This is a genomic window from Methanoculleus chikugoensis (assembly GCF_019669965.1).
Classification (GTDB): Archaea; Halobacteriota; Methanomicrobia; order Methanomicrobiales; family Methanoculleaceae; genus Methanoculleus; species Methanoculleus chikugoensis.
The window spans coordinates 1,614,564-1,638,104 of sequence record NZ_AP019781.1 but is presented as its reverse complement, the minus strand read 5'-3'; the positions used below and the strand labels follow the sequence as shown (position 1 = coordinate 1,638,104).

Genomic DNA, 23,541 nt, shown 5'->3' with positions numbered 1-23,541 from the left:
ACCCCTTCCGCCCCCTCCTGAGACGTGGGAGCCCTGCGGCGGGGAGGGCCCGATGGTTCTGCTTCGGGTTGGGTCACGATCCTCGATTCCGGCTCTTGAGGCTGGTAGTATCGTGGTCGCGCCTGCTGCCGGTCGGTTACGCCGAACTCCAGGGGCGTTGCCTTCTCTCCCCTGGAAACCTATATGTACTCTCGCGGGTTACCGGGTTAAGAGGAAGCCTGATGGAGATCGTGAAGATACCGAATATGGATAAAGCGGAGTACGATAAGCTCATCGAGGAGGGGTTTCTCAGCCGTATCGCGTTCCAGGGGGCTAAATACCCCTATATCGCCCCGTTCCTGTATGTCTTCGACGGAAAGTTTCTCTACTTCCTGGCAACCAAGTACGGCAGGAAGAACGATCTCTTCCGGCAGCATCCATACGTCTCCGTCGAGATCGAGAAGTACTCCGGTGATCTCTCCTGCTACACCTTCGTGACGATGCAGGGGTACCTGGTGCAGCTTGAGGACGCGATCGAGAAGAAGATCATCAGGGAGAAGTTCGTGACTATGATCAAGGCGCACAACCTCTCGAAGAACATCCTCGCAGCGCTCGGCCATAAGCCGGAGGAGCCGATCGAGGCGATCGCCTCCGAAGAGCGTTCGAACATCTGGAAACTGACCGGCGTGACCGATATCGTTGCCTTAAAGAACCTCTAACTTTTTTGACGGAGCCCGGGGCGCGGAACCCTTATGAGTCGGGAAGACACGGGACGGCTATGGCTCCGGGATGCCGTTTGGTGCTCTCCGCTCTTCTTATCGCACTGCTGGTCGCGACGCCCGCTCTTGCTCACGTTCCGCTCTTCGCCCGGGACGGGTCGTCATCCGACTCGGCGTTCGTCGTAGAAGATCCTGCAAAGTCGTGGGTGATCTACGACACCCTGCCGGACGGCCCCGCCGCCCGGTACTACCGGTTCCGGATGGAGGAAGGGGAGCGGATATACGCAACGCTTCAGGTTCCGCGTGCAGGCGGGTTTGTGCCGGGCATGGTGCTCACGGGGCCGGGTATCGTGAACTCGGGCACTGTTCCGCCCTACGTGGCTGTCCCGGAGGGTACCGGCGCGACGGCGGTGCCGGGGAATCTTCCCGGGCAGCCGGAGTACGAACCGTTCACGCCGTCGAAACTCTATGAACTCGCCCGGATCGATACGGCGGCGCCGCAGACCGGTGACTATACCCTCGCGGTCTACACCCCCGAGGAGGGAGGGAACTATGCTCTTGCGCTTGGCTACGTCGAGTCCTACACCCTCGGAGAATGGGTTCGGGTTCCGATCGACGTCGTTGCCATCCACCGCCATGAGGGGCAGCCTCTCCTCCTGATCTTCGCACCGATGATCGCCGTCCTTGTCACGGGGGCCGCCCTGCTGCTCCGGAGTCGCCGCCCCTTCTCCCCCTTCGCGCTCTTTGCGGCGATCGTCGGTCTCCTCTACATCGGGAGCGGCGCCATGACCCTGATGCAGATGGTTATCGCGGCCGTGGGAACGGACGCCGGGGCCGCTCTCCTCCTGACCCTTGTCTTCGCGGTCATCCCCGTTCTCCTCGGGGTCTGGGCGCTCCTGGTGGCCTTCCGCAGGCACGTCGGGGCCGGGGAGCGCATCGCCATGGCGGCGCTCGGCCCTCTCGCCCTGGTCACCTGGGCGGGGCTCGTGATCGGCCCCGTGCTTGCCTTCATTGCCGCTGTCCTGCCGGCCCGCCGCCGTCCGTTGCCGTGAGTCACACAAGGAACGGTTCGAGCATTGCCCCGGCGGTATCGAGCAGGCCGGCGAGGCCTTCCGGTGTTGCGGTCCCTTTCTCCATCCAGCGGATGATGCCGCGCCCATCCAGGAGGTAGATGTAGGCGAGCGAAGGGTCGCCGATCGCGTAGGCCCGCCGGCACCGCTCGATATCCTCCGGGTAGATCAGCACCCGGTCGTGCTCTGCGGGAGGGGTGCCGCCCGCGAGCCCCTGCCGGATGCGGTCGGCGAGTGAACTCCCGATGAGGCTGTCCCCGATGACCGCAACGAGGTAGGTCTTCACCCGGGGATTCTCGGTGAACGCTCCGACGAAGGGGCCGCTCCAGGACTCCGCCATCGGCCCGGCGGACTCAAGGAAGACGAGGACGACGAGCGAGACGTCGCCCTCGGCATCGTCGGGGAGGGTGACGACCCTGCCGGAGAGGGACGCAGCCATGAGGGTGGGGAACGTCCTGCCGAGGGCTGCGGGCACCGGTTCGGTGGTTGTTGGCGTTCTGTCCATGGCCTGCAGGTAAGGGCACCCTTACTATAAACCCTCTCCCGGGGAGGTGTGGTCTTTGGGCGGGAGGCATTGCGCCAAGCACTATACCTTTCGAGCGCAACAGTTCCTCCAGGGAGGCGTACCAGGTTGATCAGCATCGGGGAAGGATGGGAAGACCTCGCCGCGGCGCTCCGGGGTTCGGATGCCGGTGAGCGCGTCTACGTCGTCGGGGCGACGGACTGCGGGAAGACGACGCTCTGTCGGTATCTCGTCGATACGGCGGCGGCGCAGACGAGGGCGGCATACGTCGACTGCGACACCGGGCAGTCCCGGATCGGTCCGCCGACGACCGAGGGGATGGCTGTCTATCCCGACCCGTCGGACCCCTATCTCCGGTTCGTCGGTTCGACGTCCCCGGGCGGCCACTTCGTCCAGATCCTCACGGGAGCAAAACGCCTCGCCGAGAAGGCCGACGAACTCTCCGCCCGCGTCACCGTCATCGACTCGCCCGGGCTCGTCTCCGGCGGGGTGGGCATCGAGTTCCAGTTGCAGATGATCGATCTCCTCCGCCCCACCCGCATCGTCGCCCTCCAGCGCGGGCGGGAGCTCGAACGGCTGCTCGCGAACTTTGCCCGTCGTCCGGGGACTCTAATCCACCGGCTGGCTGTCTCCCCTGCCGTAGTTGCCCGGCCTGCCGCCGGACGGCGACGTTACCGCGAGGAACGGTTCACGGCCTATTTTGCCGGCGCAGAATCTCAGGATATCCCGCTCCGGGGGCTCGGGCTCCAGGGCAGGGTGCCCGACCTCGGGAACCCCCGTGGGATCGGCGGGAGGCTGGTCTCCCTCAATGACCCCGAGAACTTCGTCATCGCTCTCGGCATCGTCGAGGACCTGCACCCCGGAAGGCGGCTCGAGGTCTTCGCCCCGCCCTTCGACCCGGCCGCCGTCGCCTCGATCCGGTTCGGTTCGATCTCCCTGGATCTCGGGGCGGCTCCGGGGTCGATGGAGTCGTTCCGGCGCTGAGCCTCTCTCACGCAGGGATGAGCGAGAGCCAGATTATGTAGACCGCCGCCTGGGCGAGGGTGAGCGGGACACCGACCCGCGCAAACTCGCAGAATGTCAGCGTCTCGCCTCCCTTCTCCGCACCCTGGATGACGATGACGTTGCTTGCCGCGCCGAGGATCAGCATGTTCCCGGCGATGGTGCTGCCGGCCGCAAGCGCCATCAGCCCGACGGTGGACGTCCCGAGGTGGGAGAGGGCCGGGAGGAAGAGGGCGACGAAGGGGACGTTCGAGATGAACTGGGAGACGACGACGCCGGTTGCGACGATGACCGGGACGGCGCCGAGATCGAGCGAACTCCCTTCGACGAGCGGCTGGAAGAACCCCGACTGCCAGACGCTCGCCATGAGGACGAAGAGGCCGGCGAAGAACGCCAGTGTCGGCCAGTCGATCCGGCGGAGGATCTCCAACCGCCGCCCGCTCCCGGCGAGGATGGGGATGGCTGCAACGGCCGCGATCCAGGTCAGCGGGATATCGAGACCCGGGATGAGCGTCACCGCCGCTATTCTAACTGCAATCATGATGACGAGCAGGATGAGCGAGAGGCGGGCGAGGGCCGCGAGGCCGGGATCACAGATCGTCTCATCGCGGTGAACCAGCGGGACGGTGGAGTTGAGTTCTTCCGGGAATGCCCGGCAGAGAAAGGCGTAGACGAGCAGGAGGGAGATCGCTGTCGGGACGGCGAGATAGAGGGGAAACGTGATGAACGGGTTTGCAATGTCGCCCGAGAGCGCGATGAGGAGGTTCTGCGGGTTCCCGATGGGGCTTGCAACGCTTCCGGTCGTGACGGCGAACGCAAGGGTGAGCAGGAGGAGTTTTGGGGAGATACCGTGCCGCCGGGCGAAGTAGAGCATCAGCGGGGTGCCGACGACCGCGAGCGTGTCGTTCATCAGGAGCGCCGAGAGGACGCCTGCGCCGATGAGGATGAGAACGACCAGATGCCTGGCCGACCCCGCCCGTGAGAAGAAGCGAAAGGAGAGGTGGTGGAGGTAACCGCTCGACGCGAGTGCCTCCCCGATCACGAACATGAAGAAGAGGAAGAGCATCACGTCGAGGTTGATCGACGCGAGCGCGTCGAGCGGTGCGATCGATCCCGTCGCGAGGACGGCCGCCGCACCGAGGAGCATCACCTGCCAGATGCGGAAGTTGACGTTCCCGATCTTTCTGACCGCGATCAGGAGGAAGACGATGACGAGAACGACGAGCGGGATGAGTGTGCCCATGATATCGCCGGCGAAGAACTGCGTGCAACCGATTGGTTTTGCCCTCTATCCGAAAAAGGGATCTCCCGGAGCCGAAGAGCCGTCAGGCCTCCCGTCCGACGGTATAGTTGATGACGCACTCGCCGATGTCGCCGGAGTATTCTCCGATCCGCCGGATGCTGTCTGTGATCTGCCCAATCGGGATCGCCGTCACCGCCTCGAACCGGAGTACCCGGGTAACGATATCGCGTGTCGTCTCCTCGAGGTCGCGCACCCTCTGAAGCGTCGCGTTTGCCTTCTCGACGTCTCCCGTGTGAAACGCCTCCATGCTCCACGAGAAGATCTGCAGGGCAAGCGTGCTTGCCTCGTCCATGAGATCGAGGGTCGCCGTCTCGATCTCCCGGTCGATCAGGAGGAGGGCGTTGTGCGCGACCCGGGTGGCGTGGTCGGCGATCCGCTCGATGATCCTGCTCACCTGAAAGCAGTACGCCGCCTGGGCTACCGGGATGTCCATCCGGCGCGCGAGCGTGGCGTCGCTCGCGATGAGATTGTTCTGCCGCGCAACGAGCCAGTGCAGCCGGTCGACTTCCGTGTCCCGCGCGACGACATCGCCCGCAAGAGCCGCATCGTGCCCCCGTAGCGCGGCCATAGCGTCCTGCTGCATGCCCCGCGCGAGAAGGTGCATCCGTTTGATGGTGTTTTCAAGCGGCATCTCTGCGGGGTTGAGGAGATCCTTGATCGTTATCGAGGTGTCGGTCTCGCCGACCACCTCCTGGCCGATCGCCATCTGCGTGAACTCCCGGACGAGTTGCAGGATGAACGGCGGCATCCTTCCTTTCGACTCAAGACGGATGGTCGTGAACCCGGCAATGTACGCTCCCACAAGGAGGCGGAGCAGGTAGGTGCGGTCGGTTGCGGCTCCTACTTCGAAGGTCCTGGTCCGGTGGGCCGGCTCGCCGCTGATCTTCGGGGTGATCAGGAGCGATCCGTCGGGCTGCACGACCAATCCCACCGGGTCGTTCTTCTGGATATTCGCGGCCCTGATCCACTGTTTCGGCAGGGATACGATGTATGACGAACCGCCGGTGATCTGGACTTTTCTGATCTCCATGGGTTGGTAGGCATTGGTGCCGGGAGGATATATGAGTTCTGCGGGCTATATACGCCACCGGTATCTACGAGGAGCGACTATATTGGTATAGTCGTTTTCGGGAACATCCGCCCGCGCGATCTCCGGCGGGCGAATACTGTCGTTATATCACATGAGCGCCGTGATCCAGAGGGGCAGGGTGAAGAGGATAGCGGTCGTTGCGATCGACCCGATCCGGTATCGTCGTGCGGCGGCTTTGTCCTGGGGAGCCCGGGGCTCTATCTTCATCAGGACCACGGCAACGAGCGCGCCTGCTATCGGCCCGACGATCTGTCCGGCAACCAGCAGCCCGGAGGCGATCAGGCTCATCGACCGGAGCACCAGGACGAGGCCGGCCACCACCGCCGGCGGGATGATGGCGGTTTGACCGGCAGAACGCGGTGATGGGTCGCGGAGACCTGCCTCCCGGTGGAGAGCGAGCCCTGAAGAAATGCGGTTTTGCACCTGTGGCGCTTCTGCTCCGGTCCTTCGGACCATCGCAACTCGAAAACGCTTCGCGTTTTCTCGAGCTCCGGCCCTACGGGCCGTCGCATTTAGAGAGAAGAGGATACACGAAAAGACGACGTCAAGGGGGGAAGTGTCTTGTGTGGATCCAAATCTCTCTAGGTCTATCTAGTGCATTTTAATATTTAATAATTCCTGTTCTGGAAATGTAGAAAATAAAGGTTTTGGCCGGTTGCCCGGGAATTTAAGGGTTACCGTGCGGGAGCCGCCTCAACGCTCGCCCCTCGGGGTTTCGGCCCCTCTACGACCGGGTTATTCGGATAGGTGACCCACTCGGTGAACGAACCCTCGTAGATCCGGACGTTTGGGTAGAGGTAGAGCCATTTCAAGAGGACAAACTCGTTCGTGGCCTCCCGACCGGTTCCGCACGAGCAGATGACCGCCTTGCTCCGGTCGACGCCGTGTTCTTCCAGGATCGTGTCGAGCTCGTCGTTCGACTTGAGCCGTGCCGGATTCGCCTCGTGCATCAGGCTCTTCCAGGGCAGGTTGACGGTACCGGGGATATGCCCGGCCTTCCGCCAGGGCCCCTTCCCTTCATAGACCTTTGCCGGGCGCGCATCGAGCACGACCACGTTGTCGTTGTCCTTGATCCGCACGAACTCCTCGTAACCGATGGGGTAGTCGTCGCGAACCTCGGCGATGAAGCTGGACGGCTCGACCGCGGGATAGTCCTGCGAGAGTTCCCGCCCCTCGCTCTTCCACGCGTCAATCCCGCCGTCGAGGATGTATACGGTGTTGTGACCGTATTTCGCGAGGGTATAGGCCATCATCGTCTGCCCGAGCCCGTCGCCCGCGCCGGAGAACGCGCCTTTCCCGGTGTAGACAACGACCGGGGAGTCGGCGTCGATGCCCGCACGTCGGAACGACTCCTGGATACAGGCGTTCGGGCTGTACGACCCCGGAAAGCCGCGGTTGGATACTCGCAGCACGCCTTCGGTCAGGTAGACGGCACCGGGGATATGCTCCTGGATGTAGTCGTGTATGTTCGGCTGAACGTCGACGACCGTCAGGTTGGCGTCGTTCCGGTGGCGGTCCAGCCACTCCGAGTTCACCAGTTTGACCTTCCCGTCGCCACGGGGGTACGGGATATTCTCCCGGTCGCTCGTGGCCTGCAGGCGCTCCATCCCGCCGGGAGTAAACATCTTCTCTTCCATTTTCCCTCACCTCATGCTGGATACTCTCACCGGGGGCCGGTGAGCCCGCGTCACTCCAGGTTTGAGACCACATATATCTTTGTGCAGGATCGAGTGGGGGGCGGGGTCTGGTGAGTTGGAGTATTGCGTTCCGGTGAGCACGTTTGCTAAAGCGACGAGCTCTGAAGGTTGGCGCGCTGGTTCAATAGGTGCCGGTATGGGGGTTTGGGTGTGTGAAAGGTTGTTCGTGGGCTGCTCATGGGGAGACGACGTTGCACCTCTGGCAACCTCCGATCTGCTGTTGCTCGAAGTCCGATGGTGCTTACGGCCACTGCCATCGCGGCTCGAAGACCTTTGGTCTTCTCGTATGCCACTTATGCTCGCATTTGGAAGCCTGATGTCTTCTTGAACTCTGTCGTACGGGTGATTCGCCTTATGGTGATTCTTCTTCACTATGTCGTAAAGCCCGTGCACGGATTTCGAGGGGACTGCACACCTTCGATGCTCATGCTCCGGCCCTTCGGCCCATCGCATTCCGAAGGAACGTTGTTCTTCGGTGTTCGTGTTCTTGTCCTTTGGCCAATCGCCGGTCTAAGACCTTCGGTCTTCTCCTGCTCCTGCCCTTTGGCCAGTCACATATCGCCACGCACTGCCCGCCCCCTTGGGGGGGCGGAACGACGTTCCATCAGGAGCGGAGTTTGAGCACCGTCAGGTGCGAATGAGGAGCGCGAAGCGCGGGGGTGGGGGGTTTTGAGGAGAGGCTTGCGAGCGCCCATATAGGGGGAGTCCGACTGCCCAGGAAGGGCGACGGACAACGCTGGGAGTTTGAGAAAACCGAAGGTCTTCGAGTGGGGTTACAGATATCGGCATACAGGGCAGAGACAGGGGAGGGGGGCATGCCCCCCTCCCCGTCAGCCCCTCCCCCAATGGCGATATCCGATGGAAATCCGTGCGCGGGACTTAAGATGTCCCAAAATGTGGCTGGAGGAGCGCAAGCACCGAAGGTGTGAGTTGATCTTCCTCAACCCTCAGTCAAATATGCCACCAAAAAATACCCCCGAGCATACGCTCTCTGTAACCGCAAAGCCCCGTTGCTCCCGGAGAGGCCGGAGTGCGAACCCCTCACTCCCCGCCCCCCTCCGGGCCGACCTCGATGCTCTCTCCCGGCGAGAGCAACGCGACCCGGATCGACGTCGTCCGCTCGATGGTTCGCTTGAACTCCTCCAGGTTCTGCTGGATGATGGGGAAGGTGTCGTAATGCATCGGGATCACGAGCGGCGCGCCGATGTACCGCGCCGCGATCATCGCCTCTTCGGGCCCCATTGTGTAACACCCGCCTACAGGGAGGAGCGCCACGTCCGGTCGGTAGAGGTCGCGGATGAGCTGCATATCGGAGAAGAGCGCCGTGTCGCCGGCGTGGTAGACGCTGACGCCGTCCATCGTGATGACGAATCCGGCGGCCACACCACCGTAAAATCCCGCCCCCTCGTCCTCCAGCCACGACGAATGGAGCGCGGGCGTCATCGTGAACCGAACGCCGTCGACGGTGATGGTGCCGCCGAGGTTCATCGGTTCGACGGGAACGCCCTTTGCCTTCAGGTACTTCGCCACCTCGTTGATGGCGACCGTCTTCTTCGAGAGTTTTACGGTGATACCCAGGTGGTCGGCGTGAGCGTGCGTCACGGCAACGATATCGGGCTCTGTGGCGAGAGATCCCTCCGGGATGAAGGGATCGATGAGGATCGTCCGCGATCCTGCAAGAGAGAAACACGCGTGGCCAAGCCAGGTCAACCTCATGGAGAAGAGATCGGCTCGGATGTTAAAAAAGTGTTCAGTGGGTTATGAGGATACCGGGGTTCAGAACTCCCCCATATCTATCGCTTCGGTGATGTCGATCGCTTCGCTAAGGCCGTCGTTGATGACACCGCGCGTCATCGTCTCGGAGAGATCGCGGTCTTCCATGACGTCCCTGATCCGTTCCAGAAACGGGTCGAGTGTGGTGTCTCTCTGCTGCTCGATCACGTGGCGGTACTCACGGAGTGTCGAGGGGCTTACATCGAGTTCCTCGCTGATCTCCTTCATGGTCTTTCCCGAATCAAGAAGTTCCGCCATCGCCGCCTGGTCGAACGGCATCTTGAAATCGAGCTCCCGGAAGAGTTTGAGGCGGACCCGGGCACGCGCCACGGTCTTGCTCAGCTTCTCATCGCCGAGCGCCCTCGCGATCTCGGTGTCGTTCTTACCGTCGTAGTACGCGACCACAAGTTTCGCGAGCTGCCGCGGGGCGAGTTTGGTTTTGAAATACCCCCGATCGAGGATCTCCCGCATGATCAGGGCAATCTCGCGCTCCACAGCGTCGCGATCCCGGAGCGTACCGTGAACCTTTCTCATCGGTTCGACGATCGTCTTCTTGTTCGTGATGGTCGTGAACAGCTCGAGGAGCTGCTGCTTGCGGGTATCTTCTGCCATGTCCGTCTCTCTCAGTTCTGTATTCCACCGTCTGGTTCTGAAGGTCACCCATGGCGACCCGGTATATATACATTTTCCCCCGACCGGGGCGTAACGTTCCCTACATTACAACCGCTAACATTTAAACATTACCATATAAACTCTCAAAACAGAAGGATCGTTTCGGTGGATGTCACCATATCTTCCGGGATATGCCCTGCCGTGAAAAAAAACCCTCTGCCGGATCATCTATTTCTCGAAGGATCGTGATCTCGTGCGAGGTGAGGACTATTCTTTATTAGCACCGCCGCTCAACTGTACTGCAAGACTATGGCCGAAACGAGCGATATTTACGAAAAAGTCATGGAAGTAGCCAGAAGACGGGGTTTTGTCTGGCCCTCATCCGAGATATACGGGTCGGTCGCCGGATTCATCGATTACGGCCCGCTTGGAGCGATGCTGAAGCGAAACGTCGAGAATCTCTGGCGGTCGTTCTACGTCTTCCAGGAAGGCTACTACGAGATCGAATGCCCCACCGTCGGAAACGAAGCGATCTTCGTCGCATCCGGCCATGTGAAAGAGTTCGCCGACAAGATGGTGCAGTGCCCGCACTGCGGCGAGTACCTCCGCGCCGATCATATCGCGGAAGAGAACGGCGTTGCGAACGCGGGCACGCTCTCGGCGGAGGCGCTCCAGGCGGCACTCTATGAGCTTCCCTGCCCGTCATGCAAGGAACCCCTGGGCGAAGCGGGAGTCTTTGCGTTCAACCTGATGTTTGAGACGACCATCGGTCCCGGCTCGCAGCGGAAGGGCTACCTGCGCCCCGAGACCGCCCAGGGCATCTTCACCGACTTCTCCCGGCTCCTGCGATTTTACCGGGACAAACTCCCCTTCGGCGCCGTTCAGATCGGGAAGTCCTACCGCAACGAAATCTCCCCCCGCCAGGGCATGATCCGGCTGCGGGAGTTCTCTCAGGCGGAAGCCGAGATCTTCGTCCATCCGGGTGAGAAGGATCACCCCGCCTTCCACCGCTACGCGGACTACACGGCCCCTCTCCTCACCATCGCGCGGCAGCTCGACGGCCAGGAGCCGGCCGCAATGACGATGCGCGCCGCGGTAGGCGAGGGAGTTATCGCGAACGAGTACGTCGCCTACTACATCGCGCTCACGCACCGGATCCTGACCGCCATCGGTGTCGATCCGGCAAAACTCCGGTTCCGCCAGCACCTGACCGATGAGCGGGCGCACTACGCGGCCGACTGCTGGGACGCCGAGGTCTACTCCGGCCGGTTCGGGTGGGTGGAGATCGTCGGCATCGCCGACCGCACCAACTACGACCTGCGCTCGCATGCGGAGCACTCCGGCACCTCAATGACGGTCTTCATGCCCTACGACGAGCCGAAACGGGTCGTGAAACGGCGGATCGTGGCCGACATGGGGGTGCTCGGACCGCAGTACCGCGGCAAGGCGAAGGCGATCGCGGATGCTCTCGCCGCATCCGAGCCGGGAGAGGACGGCGCGCGGGTCACCGTCGACGGGGAGGAGTTCTTCATCCCCGCCGACCTCTACCAGGTTCGCGAGGAGGAGGTCGAAGTTCGCGGCGAAGAGGTGATGCCCCACGTCATCGAGCCATCCTACGGCATCGACCGGATGATCTACGTCGCCCTCGAGCACAGCTACGCCGAGGAAGAGGTCGACGGCGAGATCCGGAAAGTGCTCCGGCTCCCGCCGGCGGTCGCGCCGATCCAGGCCGCTGTCTTCCCGCTGATGAACCGCGACGGTCTCGACGATATTGCACAGACGATCACGGAGAGGCTCACGCAGTGCCGCATCCTCGCCCAGTACGACGACTCCGGCGCCATCGGCCGGCGTTACCGGAGGCAGGACGAGGTCGGGACGCCCTTCGCCGTCACCGTCGACTACGATACGCTTGAGGACAACACCGTGACCGTGAGAGACCGCGACAGCATGGAGCAGGTCCGCATACCGATCGAGCGCCTGCCCGAGATCCTCTCCGCACTCATCTCCGGCACCACCGCGTTCCGTGACATCAGGGCATGAACTACGTCTCTCACCCGCTGATCCGGCCGGAGAGCATCGAGGAACGGCGGTATCAACTCTCCATCGCGCTCCGGGCGCTTGATGCGAACACGATGGTCGTCCTCCCGACGGGGCTCGGGAAGACGGCCGTCGCGCTCATCGTCGCGGCGTCCCGTCTCTATTCTCACCCCGGGAGAGTGCTCGTGCTTGCGCCCACGAAACCTCTGGTCGAGCAGCACCTCCGTTTCTTCAAACAGTTCCTGCTCATCCGGGACGGCTCCGAGCCGGATGAATCCGATTTTGCCATGTTCACCGGCGACACCTCCCCGGAGGAGCGGGCGCGGGCCTGGGAGGCGTGCCGGGTCTGTTTCGCCACCCCGCAGGTGATCAAGAACGACTGCCTTGCGGGGAGGTACAGCCTCGCCGACGTCGTGCTGCTGGTCGTGGACGAGTGCCACCGGGCGGTGGGGAACTACGCCTACGTCTTTCTCGCACAGCACTACTGTACCGCGGCGAACGATCCCCTGCTGCTCGCGATGACGGCCTCCCCCGGCGGGGACCCGGCGAAGGTGCAGGAAGTCTGCAACAACCTGCATATCGAGGCGGTCGAGACCCGGGTGGAGACCGACGAAGATGTCCGGCCCTACATCCACGAGCGCGAGATCCAGTACGTCGACGTCTACCTGCCCGAAGAACTGCAGGCGGCGATCGTTGTCCTCCGGGGGCTCGTGGAGTCGCGCCTTGCCCGGCTCGCGAAGCTCAACTTCCGCGTTCCGAAACCGGACAAACTCTCGATGAAGGCGCTTAATGCCTTGAACGCCCAGATCCAGCAGCGTATACGGACGCGCGATCCATCGGCGTTCATCGCGGCATCCCTGCATGCCGAGTGCATGAAACTCCGGCACGCCATATCGCTTGCCGAGACGCAAGGAAGCGAGGCGCTCAAACTCTACCTCGGCCGGCTCGGCGCGGAAGGCGCCTCGAGCTCGGGGAGCAAGGCGAGCAAGCGCCTCGTCGCCGATCCCGCTTACCTGGGCCTCGTCGAGGCCGCCGCCGGCTGGAAGGAGGAGTTGCACCCCAAGGCTTCGATCGTCCGCGAACTGGTGCGGGCGCAGCTTGCGGCGCACCCCGAGAGCCGGATCATCGTCTTCGCCACCTATCGCGACACCGTCCAGACGCTCGTGGATACGCTCACCGCCGCCGGTATCGCCTGCGAGCGGTTCGTCGGCCAGGCGTCCAGGGACGCGGAGCGGGGACTCTCGCAGAAGGAGCAGATCGCAAGTCTCGCCCGGTTCCGGGAGGGCGAGTTCAAGTGCCTGATCGCGACCTCCGTGGGCGAGGAGGGGCTCGACGTCCCCTCGACGGATATGGTGATCTTTTACGAGGCCGTCCCCTCAGAGATCCGGAGCATCCAGCGGAAGGGTCGGACCGGGCGGAGCGGCAGCGGCACGATCGTCGTGCTGGTGACGAAAGGCACGTCCGACGAGACGTTCCGGTACGTGAGCCAGAGCCGGGAGCGGGCGATGGTGACAGGGATCAAGGAGATGAGCGCTGCGCCCCTGCTCGCTCCCGCTCCTGCCCCGACCCCGTCCGTCCCGGCCGCAACCAGACAGGCGGAGATCCTTTCGTTTGCCCCGGCGGGGCCGGCGATCACCATCGACGACCGTGAGACGTCGTCGAGGGTCGTCGGGCGCCTGTACGAACTCGGGGCATCGATCGCCCTGGAGCGCCTCGAGGTCGGCGACTACGCCATCGGCGACCGTATCCTCGTGGAGAGGAAGACCGTGCAGGATTTCATGAACACCCTCGTCGAGCGTGATCTCTTCGGGCAGATCAAGGCGATGGCCGACGCGGTGCTGCGTCCCGTCCTGATCATCGAGGGAGAGGACGACCTCTATGCGGTGCGAAACATCCACCCGAACGCAATCAGGGGCACGCTTGCGGCCATAACGGTCGATATGGGCGTCGCGCTGATACGCACCAGGGATGCGGACGACACCGCCGAGACGCTCTACGTCCTCGCACAGCGAGAGGGGAGCGAGCGGGGAGAGCGGAAGATACACCCGAAGAAGTCGTACCGCTCGGTCCGCGAGGAGCAGGAGTACGCGCTCGCTGCGTTCCCGAGCGTCGGCCTAAAAAGCGCACGTCTCCTCCTCGAACACTTCGGGTCGCTTAAAGCGATTGTCGATGCCGAACCGGAGGAACTCTCGTCGGTGTACGGGATCGGGGAAAAGACCGCCCGTGCGATATGGGATCTCGCTCGCAGACCCTATCGCTGACCCAGTCTCGCGAGGGCTCTGGCGCCCCGCTCGACCGCCTTCATCAGGGTCAGGCACTCGTCGGGCCTCTGATCCGTTCTGATCCGTTCGCAGAGGTGGACGATCGTCCGCTCGATCTCGGCGGCGGCCTCGCCCTGCACTTCTCGTGATGCCGGTGCCGGGGCCCGTCCGGGTTCCGGGGCCGGTGCAGGGGGCTCTGGCTCGGGAAGAGGCTCTTCTGGAGCGACACGCGGGCAGATGACGCACTGTGTCTCTCCCTTATACTCAAACAGGGGGTAGCCGCAGACCTTACAGGATTTAGCGAGCATCTTTCCTCCCTTGAGGAGATACTCGGCCATGACTTCGTCAGCCTGATCAGCCGTCATTTCGTTGAACTCCCTTAATGAACTTATATATGTCTGGATGCCATTAATAATAGAGGGGTAATTCTAATGGCAAGTCCAGACGAAACAATACGGATCTGCATTCAGATGCTGCAGAATATCAGCGAAGATTCTACCATTCCAAGAAATATCCGGCGCGTCGCAGACTCAACCAGATCGGTTCTCCAGGACGAATCGAGAAGCATCGGCCTTCGCGCCGCAACCGCAATCTCCATGATCGACGAGATCAGCAACGATCCGAACATGCCGGTTCATGCACGGACCCGCATCTGGGAACTGGTATCTCAACTCGAAACGGTACCTCTCGATTAAACCACTCATTCTCCCCGAGCGATCCGGCCCGGGCCGGAAGCAGGGCGATACTATCCGGGTCTCCGGCCCGAACACCGTACCCTTTTGTCCGCCGTGCGGCAATCCGGTCGTAATCTCAGCCTGTGACGGTGACGTAGACCGTCCGCTCGCGTCTCGATCGCACGTCGAGTTCCAGGAGGACGATCTGCTGCCAGGTGCCGCACGCGAGCGCACCGCCGATCACCGGGATGGAGAGCGACGGGCCGACGATCGCCGCCCTGACGTGCGAGCGGCCGTTGCCGTCGCCCCATGCCGCATCGTGGGCGTAGGGGATATCGGCCGGGGCGATGACCGCGAGCGCCCGGGAGAGATCGGTGAGCACGCCCGGCTCGTACTCAATGGTGGTGACGGCGGCGGTCGAGCCCGCGACGAAGACGTTCGCGAGGCCTTCCCGAACACCGCTCTCGGCGACCGCCTGCGCCACCCGGGGCGTGAGGTCGACGATCTCTCCTTCCCCGTGCGTATCTACCCTGATTGTCGTACGGAACATCATGGACACCTCATCCGCACCTCCTGTTGTCCTGTGGGTCACTTAAACCTCGTGTTCCTGCGGAACCGGGACGCCCCGGAGACGCTTTATGTGCGAGACGGATATCTCCTCTCCGGAGATGGTGCCGGGTGCCCTATCGCTGGAATGATGGACAGGATGTAGACGAGGCAATCGTTGTCGTGATGAATACGCTTGATGCGGGCGAGGATATCCCGGGGTGGCTGCTGCGCACCCTGCAAGCAGGCGATCGACGACTCCGACCCAGAGCTCGCACAGTACTTCTTTGTGGAACTCAAGCGGCACCGGCCTGAGGCGCTCCGGTACTTCACGAAACCGGCGTTCTGAGCTCCATGAGGGCGTCCGGCGAACCTCTGCGGGACGTGAGCGTCAGCAGGCCCGTGGCCCCGGCCCGCAGTCGGATGACCATCTTCCCGGGTGGGGTTCAGGAGTTCTTTACCACATTCCGCTTCCAGAGATAATACGGCAGGAAGAACGGCCAGAAGATGATGACCCAGATTGCCCACGAGGCCGGCTTCCAGGTCTCGATATCGCGGAGCCATTCGATCTTTGCCCGGGTTCCGGCACCGATCGCCGTCGCATCGAAGTACACGACGACTGCGCTCGCGACCGCCAGCACCGCCATGAGATAGACGGCGACCTCTCTCCCGACGATGTTCGAGACCGTCGCCGCCGTCAGCCCGGCAAGGAGGATGATGAGCACCACGCTCGGCTTCTCCAGCCATGAGGGGGTTTTGGTCATCGGATATCCTCCCGCATGAACCGGACCCATGCCAGCCCGAAGAAGGCCGCCGGCATTGCAAGCAGGGCGATGATGTTGCAGGCGAGGGCGCCGAGCAGACTTCCGAGCCCCGGAGTATTATCCCCTGCGGGCTGTGATGCGGCGCCGAGAATCGTCTGGTAGTTGCCGGTCGGCGAGACGAGCGTGACGATATCGGTGATCGCCCGTTTCTGGTTCATGTACTCTCTCGATGCCCGCTCGTACTCCGCGAGGGCTTCCGGGTCTACGGCATCGTCGGATTTGTATGCAACCGCGACCGATGTCACCGTGTAGGCCGAAGAGCTCTGCTGGTAGGAGTAGGTGGACATGCCCGGCGGGGTGGGGGCGTCGCCGAAGACGGCCGAGTATACCGGGGTGTACGCGAAGATCGGGACGAACGAAGAGAGGACGATCATCACGATCAGGGAGTACAGCAGGGCGCTCCCGCTGTCTTTCGAGACCGTCGACATCAGGAGGGCGAGGGCAAAGAACGTGAAGACGAGGAGGAACGACGCCACCCCGAAGACCAGGATGCGGGCGAACTCGTCGACGTTCGGGACGATGCCGAACAGGGCCATGATTGCAACGGAGACGGCCAGGACGACCCCCATCGCGAGCGCGATTGCACCGACGCCTCCGAGGGCCTTTCCGTTGATCACCTCGTCGCGGAACACCGGGTAGGCGAGCAGGCTTTTGAGGGATTTACTCTCCTTTTCCCGGGTCACCAGGTCGAACCCCATCGCGATCCCGAGCACCACGCCGATACCGGCCATCAGCATTCCCATCTGGGAGTATGCCGAGAGGACGGAGGGTTTCATTCCAGCAAGATTGCCGGCGAGCGTCGGGTCGTCTTCATTCTCCGCAATCATCTGGACCGCGTTGTAGTCGGAGAGGTCTTTCGAGTACTGGACCGCTCCGGTGATCATGCCGACGGCGGCGACGACGGCCAGGATCGCGAAGAGGAGGTGGAACCGCCTGCTCCGGAGATGGTCGGAGAACTCCTTGCCCGCGATGATACGAAGTCCGGTTGCGGTCATGCGGTTCCCTCCGTATAATACGAGAGCAGGATATCTTCCATGTCGGGCTTCTCGACCGTCAGTCGCCGGGGGAGGACGCCTTCGGCGTACAGAGCCTCTGCGATGAGGGTGCTGATATCGCTCTTCGCGACGATCCGGGCGGAGCAGGCGTCCTGCGAATACTCCGTAGAGAGGACTTCCGGGTTCGTGAGCCGCGGCATCGGGGTCATGGTCTCGACGTCGATCGTCACCCGGTCCTGCATCGCAGCGCGCGAGAGCATCTCCCGGTCGCCGGACGCGATGAGTTTGCCGCGTGCGAGGATCCCGACGGAGGTGCAGACTTTGCTCACCTCCGGGAGGATGTGTGAAGAAACGAGGACGGTCGTTCCCTGGTCGGCAAGTTCCCTGACGATCCGGCGGTAGTCCAGCACTCCCCGGGGGTCGAGGTTTGCCGTCGGCTCGTCGAGGATGACGACGGCGGGATCGTTGACGAGGGCCCGGGCGAGGCCGAGCCGCTGCCGCATCCCTTTCGAGTAGCCGCCGACCTTCGTCCCGACGCCGTCCAGCCCGACGAGGGCGAGGAGGTCGTCGATCCGCCTTTTCCGCTCGTCCTCCTTCAGGCCGTAGAACCTCGCCGCGTAGTCGAGGTTCTCTTTTGCGGTGAGGTCGGCGTAGAACCCGACGTCTTCGGGCATGTAACCGATCTTCTTCTTCACCTCGATTGGGTGGGCGGCAACCTCGATCCCGTCGATAGAGCACGCGCCCGATGTCGGCTGGATGAGCCCGACGAGCATCAGGATGGTGGTGCTCTTCCCGGCGCCGTTCGGGCCGAGCAGCCCGAAGACCTCGCCGGCGGGAACCTCGAGGCAGAGGTCGTCCACGGCCGGGATGCCGTCGTAGACCCTGGTCAGGTGGTCGCAGCGGATCATCGCCCGGCCTCCGTATCCTCGTCGTCCTCGAAGCAGAAGACCTCCTCGATGGTGACGCCGAAGGTCTTCGCAATCTTGTAAGCGACCTCGATGGAGGGGTTGTACTTCCCCCGCTCGATAGAGTTGATCGTCCGCCGGGTGACCCGGATTGTATCGGCAAGTTCCTCCTGAGTCATGTCGTGCATCGCGCGAAAGACCTTGATCTTGTTCTTCATCGGCTTTACGCCCCGTATTTTCTGTTGTAATACCACAGGAACGCGCCGTACAGCACGGCCAGCAGTACCGTGACCATCCCGAGTGCTGCGCCGAACGCGCGGGTTGTATCACGGATGCGGTGGCCTTCGGCAAACATAGTCTCGATGGCATGGAGGTCGTCAAAGGTCAGGTGCGCCGGATCGGGGATAAAACAAGAACTTTCGTAGTGATAGTCAGGAATCCCATAAAAAAGACGAATCGACCCATTGTCATACGTTTTTATGCCTGATGTACACCCCTCGCCGAACGAGAAGGTCATCAGTACGGCAAACCCGATCGCGGCGACGATAATGGTCACCTCGAGTGCGCTGAGTGCCGCCTTCCCGTGCAGGATCGTGGAGAGTTCGTCTTCCGTGACCTCCGTCACGTTGCGGCGGCAGAGTGCCAGGATAGCGACTCCAGCGACGACGGCAACGACCGGGACGATCATGTTTGCGGTTGTCAGGCCGAACCCAAGAGCAAGGATCAGACCGGCCGCCACCAGGGCAATGCAGATGAGATAGGTTCTCTGTTTCATAGTGTCTCAATGTAACACATGCTTCTCTTATTGGGTAAATATCTTCCTATATGGTGCAGCCGGTTTCTCTATGTAGCAGGGTTTCACAACAGTCAATCAGAGGCTGAAGGCCACGCAGGGATCCGAAAAAAATGTGCAAAAAGAGGGGGGACGGGCGCTTATGCCTCTTCCCCGTCTTCAGAATCCAGGATCGTGAACCCGATAACCCGGTCGCCGTCGTCGAGTTTCATGACCCGGACGCCGCGGGTGCCCCGCTTCTGGATCGAGATCTCGGATACCTTCGTCCGGATCACGATGCCGGACGCGCTCATCACGATAATCTCGTCGTCGTCGGAGACCGCCATCGACCCGACGACGTTGCCTGCCCGGGCGTCGACGACGATGTTTCGCACCCCGAGCGTGCCCCTGCCGTGACCGCGGAACTCATCGAACTCCGTCCGCTTCCCGTAGCCCTGCTCCGTGATGGTGAGGAGATGATCCTCCTCGACCACCGCTACCGCCTGGAGTGCATCGCCGTGGCGGAGCTTGATCCCCCGCACACCCATGGCGTTGCGGTGAACCGGGCGGACGGCCTCCTCGTGGAACCGGAGGCTCTGCCCGAACTGCGTCGTCAGGATCAGTTCCCGGTTCCCGTCGGTCGCCTTCACGTCCACCACCGCATCATCGTCACGGAGGTTGATGGCGTTGATCCCGGTCTGCCGCGGCCGCGAAAACTCGTCGAGCGCCATCTTCGCGACCGTTCCACCCCTCGTCGCGAAGAAGAGGTAGTGGTCCGGCCTGAACTCCCGCACGGGGATCACGGTCGTCACCCGCTCCTCGCCGTCGAGATTCAGGAGGTTGACGAGGGCCTTGCCCTTGCCGGTCCGCTGACCCTCGGGGAGATCATAGACCTTCAGCCAGTAGACCTTCCCCCTGTCGGTGAAACAGAGGAGGTTATCGAGCATGTTCGCGACGAAGACGTTCTCGACGCCGTCATCGTCTTTCGTCGCCATGCCGATGACGCCGCGCCCTCCGCGCCGCTGGTTCCGGTAGGTGTCGAGGTCGATCCTTTTTACGTAGTTCGAGGAGGTGAGCGAGACCAGCATCGGTTTGTCCTCGATAAGGTCCTCCTTCTCCAGGATCTCGGTCGCGTGCCCGATCCGGGTCCGCCGTTCGTCACCGAAGCGGGCGCTGATATCGACGAGTTCCTTCCTGATCTCGGCGAGGATGCTCGCTTCGCTTGCGAGGATCGCAGTCAGCCGTTCGACCTCCTGTGCGAGGGCGTCGCGCTCGTCCTGGATCTTCCGGTGCTCGAGTGCCGCAAGCCGCCGGAGTTGCATCTTCAGGATGGCGTCCGCCTGCGCCTCGTCCAGACCAAACTTCGCCACCAGGGCCGTCTGTGCCTCCTCGGTCGTCCCGGATGCCCGGATGGTTGCGATGACGGCGTCGATGTTGTCGAGCGCAACAAGGAGACCGCTGAGGATGTGCCTCCGCTCTTCCGTCTTTGCGAGATCAAACTCGGTCCGCCGCCGGACCACGTCCACCCGGTGCTTGAGGAACTCGTGGACGAGCTCCTTGAGGTTCAGAACACGGGGCTGGCGGTCGACGATGGCGAGATTGATGATGCCGAAGGAGGACTCGAGCGCCGTGTGCTTGTAGAGGAAGTTCAGGATCACCTGGGGTGCGGCGCCTCTCTTCAGGTCGATGACGATCCGCATGCCGTCCCGGTCCGACTCGTCGCGGATGTCGGAGATGCCTTCGATCCTCTTATCGCGGACGAGGCCGGCGATATTCTCGATCAGGCGCGCTTTGTTCACCTGGAACGGGATCTCGCTGATGATGATCTGCGGTGTCCGGCCCTCTTCCTCGATCTCCACGACTCCCCGGACGACGCACTTCCCGCGCCCGGTGAGGTAGGCATCCCGGACTCCTTCGGTGCCCATCATGATCCCGCCGGTGGGGAAGTCCGGGCCGGGCATGACCCGCATCAGCTCCTCGGTGGATATGCCGGGTTCGTCGATGATGCGGCAGGTCGCCTCGCAGACCTCCCGGAGGTTGTGGGGCGGCATGTTCGTCGCCATCCCAACGGCAATCCCGCTCGACCCGTTGACGAGAAGGTTCGGGATCCGGGCCGGGAGGACGTCGGGCTCCTTGAGCGACTCATCGAAGTTGGGGACGAAGTCGACGGTCTCCTTGTCGATATCGGCCAGGAGTTCCTCCGAGAGTTTCGTGAGCCTGGCTTCCGTGTATCGCATGGCGGCAGCGGAGTCCCCGTCGATCGACCCGAAGTTCCCCTGGCCGTCCACGAGTGTATACCGGTAGGAGAAGGGCTGCGCCATCTTCACCAGCGTGTCGTAGATGGCCGAATCGCCGTGAGGATGATACTTACCCATCACGTCACCGACAATACGGGCGCTCTTCTTGTAGGGCTTGTCGCTCGTGTTGCCGAGCTCCCGCATGGCGTAGAGGGTACGGCGGTGAACCGGCTTCAAGCCGTCTCTCGCGTCAGGGATGGCACGGCCGATGATCACACTCATCGCGTAGTCGATGTAGCATGATTTCATCTCCTCTTCTATGTTGATCGGGATGACCCCTTCAGACGTCAAGGTTGTTCACCTCCTTTGCATGCCGGCGGATGAAGTCTCTCCGGGCGTCCACATTCTCTCCCATAAGTTTCTCAAATATTTCGTTTGCGTAGACGGCATCCTCGATCTTCACCTGTTTGAGGATCCGGTTTTCCGGGCTCATCGTGGTGGACCAGAGCTGTTCGGCGTTCATCTCACCGAGACCCTTGTAGCGCTGGATCGTAACGCCCTTCTCACCAAACTCGGCGACGATCTCCCGCATATCCTCCTCGCGGTAGGCATACTTCTCCTGTTTTCCCCTGGCGACCCGGTAGAGCGGCGGCTGGGCGATGTAGATGTAGCCGTTCTCGATGAGTTCCGTCATATACCGGTAGAAGAACGTGAGGAGGAGCGTCCGGATATGCGCACCGTCGACATCCGCATCGGTCATCAGGATGACATGGTGATACCGGGCTCTCTCAGCGTCGAAATTGTCGCCGACCCCGGTGCCGATAGCGGCTATCAGAGCCTGGATCTCGGCGTTTTTCAGGATCTTGTGCTCCGACGCCTTCTCGACGTTCAGGATCTTGCCCCGCAGGGGGAGGATTGCCTGGAACTTCCTGTCCCGCCCCTGTTTTGCGGAACCGCCTGCAGAATCTCCTTCCACGATGTAGAGTTCGCTCTTTGCCGGGTCCCGCTCCTGGCAGTCGGCAAGTTTCCCGGGAAGACCTGCTGATTCCAGCGTGCTCTTCCGCCGGGCAAGCTCGCGGGCGTTCTTTGCGGCCTCCCGGGCACGGGCAGCCGTAAGTGCCTTGTCCACGACAACCTGGAGGGTTTTCGGGTGCTCCTCGAAGTACTCGGTGAGCGACGAGTAGACGAGCGAGTCCACGATGCCCCGGACGTTGCTGTTCCCGAGGCGCATCTTGGTCTGCCCCTCGAACTGCGGGTTCGCGACCCGGGTACTGATGACGGAGGCGAGCCCTTCCCTGACGTCTTCGCCCCTGACCTGAGCGTCGTTGTTCTTGAGAAGGTTGTTCCGGTGGGCTGCGTTGTTGATCGCCCGGGTGAGGGCGCTCCGGAAGCCTTCGAGGTGGGTCCCGCCCTCCCGGGTGTTCACGCTGTTGACGTAGGTGTAGATTGTCTCTACGTATGAGTCGTTGTACTGCAGGGCAACCTCGACCTCGACCATGCTCTCGGGGTCGCGCTTCTGGAAGTAGATGACGTCGTCGTGGAGGCTCTCTTTCCCCTCACCGATATGGGCGACGAACTCTCTGATACCGTCGTGGAAACAGTACGTGACCGAGTCCCCGGTGCGTTCATCCCGGAGGCTGATCGTAAGGCCGCTGTTTAAGTAGGCGAGCTCGCGAAGCCGGTGGTCCAGCACATCGTAGTCGAACTCGACGGTCTCGAAGATCGACCGGTCGGGCTGGAACGTTATCCGGGTTCCCTGGAGCCGCTCGTAGTCGAGCCGCTGCCCGGTGGGGCGGGAACCGTACCGCTCCTCGTGGCGCACCGCCATCTCGTGCTCGGCCTCCGGGCGGCTCGTGATCGGCTTTGCTACCAGGCCCTGCCGGAACTGCATCGTATAGACGCTGCCGTCCCGGAAGACCGTCGCATCGAGCCAGCTCGAGAGGGCGTTGACGACCGAGACGCCGACGCCGTGCAGGCCGCCGGAGACCTGGTAGGTATTCTTATCGAATTTTCCGCCGGCGTGGAGCACGGTGAGAACAATCTCGAGAGCGCTCTTGCCGTACTGGGGCATGATATCGACCGGGATACCCCGCCCGTTGTCATCCACTGTGACCGAGCCGTCCCGGTTGATGATCACCTGTATCTGGTCGCAGAATCCGGCGAGCGCCTCGTCTACGGCGTTATCCACAACCTCATAGACAAGGTGGTGCAGCCCCCGGGTTCCCGTGCTGCCTATGTACATGGCGGGGCGCTCCCGCACAGGCCTCAGGCCTTCCAGTACCGTGATGTGGGAGGCATCGTAGGTATCAGTCATTTGTGACCTCCGCTGAACGAGCGGCGTCCTGAATCACAGCAAAACTCACAGTATATATTGGTCGTGTAGCCACTTATACTGTTTGGATCCGGGAAATTCTCTGATTTGAGGTAATCCTGCTGCTTTGTGGTTCGATGGGGCTCCAGCGCAGGCATGCCCGGAAAGCCCCGGCGTTCCGGCCATCCCGGTTATGGGATGGGAAGCATGC

The 23,541-nt window shown here is 62.4% G+C and carries 23 protein-coding genes; 7 read left to right on the top strand and 16 right to left on the bottom strand.

What is annotated here, in order from left to right:
* Positions 1-221: 221 nt before the first annotated feature.
* Entirely contained in the window at positions 222-698 is a 477-nt protein-coding gene (locus MchiMG62_RS08250) for a pyridoxamine 5'-phosphate oxidase family protein (RefSeq protein ID WP_221056550.1), read from the top strand.
* Positions 699-757: 59 nt separating this feature from the next.
* Positions 758-1,750, top strand: a complete 993-nt coding sequence (locus MchiMG62_RS08245; protein WP_221056549.1) for a YisL family protein — start codon at positions 758-760, stop codon at positions 1,748-1,750.
* Position 1,751: 1 nt separating this feature from the next.
* On the opposite strand, the gene MchiMG62_RS08240 is transcribed toward MchiMG62_RS08245, so the two are convergent.
* Positions 1,752-2,273 carry a hypothetical protein gene (locus tag MchiMG62_RS08240; protein ID WP_221056548.1) on the bottom strand — a complete coding sequence of 174 codons (522 nt, stop codon included), beginning with the start codon at positions 2,271-2,273 and terminating at the stop codon, positions 1,752-1,754.
* Between the two features lie 126 nt (positions 2,274-2,399).
* Here MchiMG62_RS08240 and MchiMG62_RS08235 point away from each other — a divergent pair, with 126 nt between their 5' ends.
* Positions 2,400-3,275, top strand: a complete 876-nt coding sequence (locus tag MchiMG62_RS08235; RefSeq protein ID WP_221056547.1) for a Clp1/GlmU family protein — start codon at positions 2,400-2,402, stop codon at positions 3,273-3,275.
* 7 nt (positions 3,276-3,282) lie between these two features.
* Here the strand turns inward: MchiMG62_RS08235 and MchiMG62_RS08230 are convergent, their stop codons facing one another.
* From MchiMG62_RS08230 to MchiMG62_RS08205, 6 genes are all read right to left on the bottom strand, one after another.
* Complete coding sequence (locus MchiMG62_RS08230) at positions 3,283-4,536, bottom strand: SLC13 family permease (protein WP_221056546.1); 1,254 nt, start codon at positions 4,534-4,536, stop codon at positions 3,283-3,285.
* An 82-nt stretch (positions 4,537-4,618) separates the two neighbouring features.
* Complete coding sequence (locus MchiMG62_RS08225; protein ID WP_221056545.1) at positions 4,619-5,626, bottom strand: phosphate uptake regulator PhoU; 1,008 nt, start codon at positions 5,624-5,626, stop codon at positions 4,619-4,621.
* A 147-nt stretch (positions 5,627-5,773) separates the two neighbouring features.
* Positions 5,774-6,109, bottom strand: a complete 336-nt coding sequence (locus MchiMG62_RS08220) for a hypothetical protein (protein WP_221056544.1) — start codon at positions 6,107-6,109, stop codon at positions 5,774-5,776.
* Between the two features lie 251 nt (positions 6,110-6,360).
* Entirely contained in the window at positions 6,361-7,323 is a 963-nt protein-coding gene (locus MchiMG62_RS08215; RefSeq protein ID WP_221056543.1) for a sulfurtransferase, read from the bottom strand.
* Between the two features lie 1,101 nt (positions 7,324-8,424).
* Positions 8,425-9,099, bottom strand: coding sequence for a metal-dependent hydrolase (locus tag MchiMG62_RS08210; RefSeq protein WP_221056542.1), 675 nt, complete (start codon positions 9,097-9,099; stop codon positions 8,425-8,427).
* A 60-nt stretch (positions 9,100-9,159) separates the two neighbouring features.
* Positions 9,160-9,768, bottom strand: a complete 609-nt coding sequence (locus tag MchiMG62_RS08205; RefSeq protein WP_221056541.1) for a helix-turn-helix domain-containing protein — start codon at positions 9,766-9,768, stop codon at positions 9,160-9,162.
* Positions 9,769-10,077: 309 nt separating this feature from the next.
* Here MchiMG62_RS08205 and glyS point away from each other — a divergent pair, with 309 nt between their 5' ends.
* Positions 10,078-11,808 (top strand): glycine--tRNA ligase, encoded by a 1,731-nt coding sequence (gene glyS, locus MchiMG62_RS08200; protein ID WP_221056540.1) that lies wholly within the window; start codon positions 10,078-10,080, stop codon positions 11,806-11,808.
* A complete protein-coding gene (locus MchiMG62_RS08195) occupies positions 11,805-14,066 on the top strand; it encodes a DEAD/DEAH box helicase (protein WP_221056539.1) in 2,262 nt (753 codons plus the stop codon). The genes glyS and MchiMG62_RS08195 overlap by 4 nt, the downstream gene beginning before the upstream one ends.
* Here the strand turns inward: MchiMG62_RS08195 and MchiMG62_RS08190 are convergent.
* On the bottom strand, positions 14,057-14,431 hold the full coding sequence (locus MchiMG62_RS08190; RefSeq protein ID WP_221056538.1) for an Sjogren's syndrome/scleroderma autoantigen 1 family protein: 375 nt from the start codon (positions 14,429-14,431) through the stop codon (positions 14,057-14,059). The two genes, MchiMG62_RS08195 and MchiMG62_RS08190, sit on opposite strands and share 10 nt — an antisense overlap.
* Positions 14,432-14,497: 66 nt before the next feature.
* On the opposite strand from MchiMG62_RS08190, the gene MchiMG62_RS08185 reads away from it, so the two are divergent.
* Complete coding sequence (locus MchiMG62_RS08185; protein WP_054848394.1) at positions 14,498-14,761, top strand: stationary phase-response protein; 264 nt, start codon at positions 14,498-14,500, stop codon at positions 14,759-14,761.
* A gap of 115 nt (positions 14,762-14,876) precedes the next feature.
* Here the strand turns inward: MchiMG62_RS08185 and MchiMG62_RS08180 are convergent, their stop codons facing one another.
* Positions 14,877-15,290 carry a secondary thiamine-phosphate synthase enzyme YjbQ gene (locus tag MchiMG62_RS08180; protein ID WP_221058720.1) on the bottom strand — a complete coding sequence of 138 codons (414 nt, stop codon included), beginning with the start codon at positions 15,288-15,290 and terminating at the stop codon, positions 14,877-14,879.
* Between the two features lie 195 nt (positions 15,291-15,485).
* Here MchiMG62_RS08180 and MchiMG62_RS08175 point away from each other — a divergent pair, with 195 nt between their 5' ends.
* A complete protein-coding gene (locus tag MchiMG62_RS08175) occupies positions 15,486-15,635 on the top strand; it encodes a hypothetical protein (RefSeq protein WP_342367207.1) in 150 nt (49 codons plus the stop codon).
* A gap of 97 nt (positions 15,636-15,732) precedes the next feature.
* Here MchiMG62_RS08175 and MchiMG62_RS08170 read toward each other — a convergent pair whose 3' ends face one another.
* The 7 genes from MchiMG62_RS08170 to gyrB form a co-directional block, all read right to left on the bottom strand.
* A complete protein-coding gene (locus MchiMG62_RS08170) occupies positions 15,733-16,050 on the bottom strand; it encodes a hypothetical protein (protein ID WP_221056537.1) in 318 nt (105 codons plus the stop codon).
* Positions 16,047-17,105 carry an ABC transporter permease gene (locus tag MchiMG62_RS08165; RefSeq protein WP_221056536.1) on the bottom strand — a complete coding sequence of 353 codons (1,059 nt, stop codon included), beginning with the start codon at positions 17,103-17,105 and terminating at the stop codon, positions 16,047-16,049. Before MchiMG62_RS08165 ends, MchiMG62_RS08170 begins: the two co-directional genes overlap by 4 nt.
* Positions 17,102-18,013, bottom strand: a complete 912-nt coding sequence (locus tag MchiMG62_RS08160) for an ABC transporter ATP-binding protein (RefSeq protein ID WP_221056535.1) — start codon at positions 18,011-18,013, stop codon at positions 17,102-17,104. Before MchiMG62_RS08160 ends, MchiMG62_RS08165 begins: the two co-directional genes overlap by 4 nt.
* Complete coding sequence (locus MchiMG62_RS08155) at positions 18,010-18,228, bottom strand: helix-turn-helix transcriptional regulator (protein WP_221056534.1); 219 nt, start codon at positions 18,226-18,228, stop codon at positions 18,010-18,012. Before MchiMG62_RS08155 ends, MchiMG62_RS08160 begins: the two co-directional genes overlap by 4 nt.
* Positions 18,229-18,233: 5 nt before the next feature.
* Entirely contained in the window at positions 18,234-18,785 is a 552-nt protein-coding gene (locus MchiMG62_RS08150) for a DUF2178 domain-containing protein (protein ID WP_221056533.1), read from the bottom strand.
* Positions 18,786-18,943: 158 nt separating this feature from the next.
* Positions 18,944-21,328 (bottom strand): DNA gyrase subunit A, encoded by a 2,385-nt coding sequence (gene gyrA / locus MchiMG62_RS08145; protein ID WP_244987839.1) that lies wholly within the window; start codon positions 21,326-21,328, stop codon positions 18,944-18,946.
* 31 nt (positions 21,329-21,359) lie between these two features.
* Entirely contained in the window at positions 21,360-23,333 is a 1,974-nt protein-coding gene (gene gyrB, locus MchiMG62_RS08140; RefSeq protein WP_221056531.1) for a DNA topoisomerase (ATP-hydrolyzing) subunit B, read from the bottom strand.
* Between the last annotated feature and the right edge of the window lie 208 nt (positions 23,334-23,541).

Bases quoted from the DNA above. Each gene is read 5' to 3' on its own strand.
- MchiMG62_RS08170 (WP_221056537.1), bottom strand. From the start codon at position 16,050: ATGACCAAAACCCCCTCATGGCTGGAGAAGCCGAGCGTGGTGCTCATC.
- MchiMG62_RS08155 (WP_221056534.1), bottom strand. From the start codon at position 18,228: ATGAAGAACAAGATCAAGGTCTTTCGCGCGATGCACGACATGACTCAG.
- MchiMG62_RS08195 (WP_221056539.1), top strand. From the start codon at position 11,805: ATGAACTACGTCTCTCACCCGCTGATCCGGCCGGAGAGCATCGAGGAA.
- MchiMG62_RS08240 (WP_221056548.1), bottom strand. From the start codon at position 2,273: ATGGACAGAACGCCAACAACCACCGAACCGGTGCCCGCAGCCCTCGGC.
- MchiMG62_RS08150 (WP_221056533.1), bottom strand. From the start codon at position 18,785: ATGAAACAGAGAACCTATCTCATCTGCATTGCCCTGGTGGCGGCCGGT.
- MchiMG62_RS08215 (WP_221056543.1), bottom strand. From the start codon at position 7,323: ATGGAAGAGAAGATGTTTACTCCCGGCGGGATGGAGCGCCTGCAGGCC.
- MchiMG62_RS08205 (WP_221056541.1), bottom strand. From the start codon at position 9,768: ATGGCAGAAGATACCCGCAAGCAGCAGCTCCTCGAGCTGTTCACGACC.
- MchiMG62_RS08165 (WP_221056536.1), bottom strand. From the start codon at position 17,105: ATGACCGCAACCGGACTTCGTATCATCGCGGGCAAGGAGTTCTCCGAC.
- gyrB (WP_221056531.1), bottom strand. From the start codon at position 23,333: ATGACTGATACCTACGATGCCTCCCACATCACGGTACTGGAAGGCCTG.
- MchiMG62_RS08230 (WP_221056546.1), bottom strand. From the start codon at position 4,536: ATGGGCACACTCATCCCGCTCGTCGTTCTCGTCATCGTCTTCCTCCTG.
- MchiMG62_RS08225 (WP_221056545.1), bottom strand. From the start codon at position 5,626: ATGGAGATCAGAAAAGTCCAGATCACCGGCGGTTCGTCATACATCGTA.
- MchiMG62_RS08210 (WP_221056542.1), bottom strand. From the start codon at position 9,099: ATGAGGTTGACCTGGCTTGGCCACGCGTGTTTCTCTCTTGCAGGATCG.
- MchiMG62_RS08250 (WP_221056550.1), top strand. From the start codon at position 222: ATGGAGATCGTGAAGATACCGAATATGGATAAAGCGGAGTACGATAAG.
- MchiMG62_RS08190 (WP_221056538.1), bottom strand. From the start codon at position 14,431: ATGACGGCTGATCAGGCTGACGAAGTCATGGCCGAGTATCTCCTCAAG.
- MchiMG62_RS08245 (WP_221056549.1), top strand. From the start codon at position 758: ATGGCTCCGGGATGCCGTTTGGTGCTCTCCGCTCTTCTTATCGCACTG.
- MchiMG62_RS08175 (WP_342367207.1), top strand. From the start codon at position 15,486: ATGCGGGCGAGGATATCCCGGGGTGGCTGCTGCGCACCCTGCAAGCAG.
- gyrA (WP_244987839.1), bottom strand. From the start codon at position 21,328: ATGAAATCATGCTACATCGACTACGCGATGAGTGTGATCATCGGCCGT.
- glyS (WP_221056540.1), top strand. From the start codon at position 10,078: ATGGCCGAAACGAGCGATATTTACGAAAAAGTCATGGAAGTAGCCAGA.
- MchiMG62_RS08180 (WP_221058720.1), bottom strand. From the start codon at position 15,290: ATGTTCCGTACGACAATCAGGGTAGATACGCACGGGGAAGGAGAGATC.
- MchiMG62_RS08160 (WP_221056535.1), bottom strand. From the start codon at position 18,013: ATGATCCGCTGCGACCACCTGACCAGGGTCTACGACGGCATCCCGGCC.
- MchiMG62_RS08185 (WP_054848394.1), top strand. From the start codon at position 14,498: ATGGCAAGTCCAGACGAAACAATACGGATCTGCATTCAGATGCTGCAG.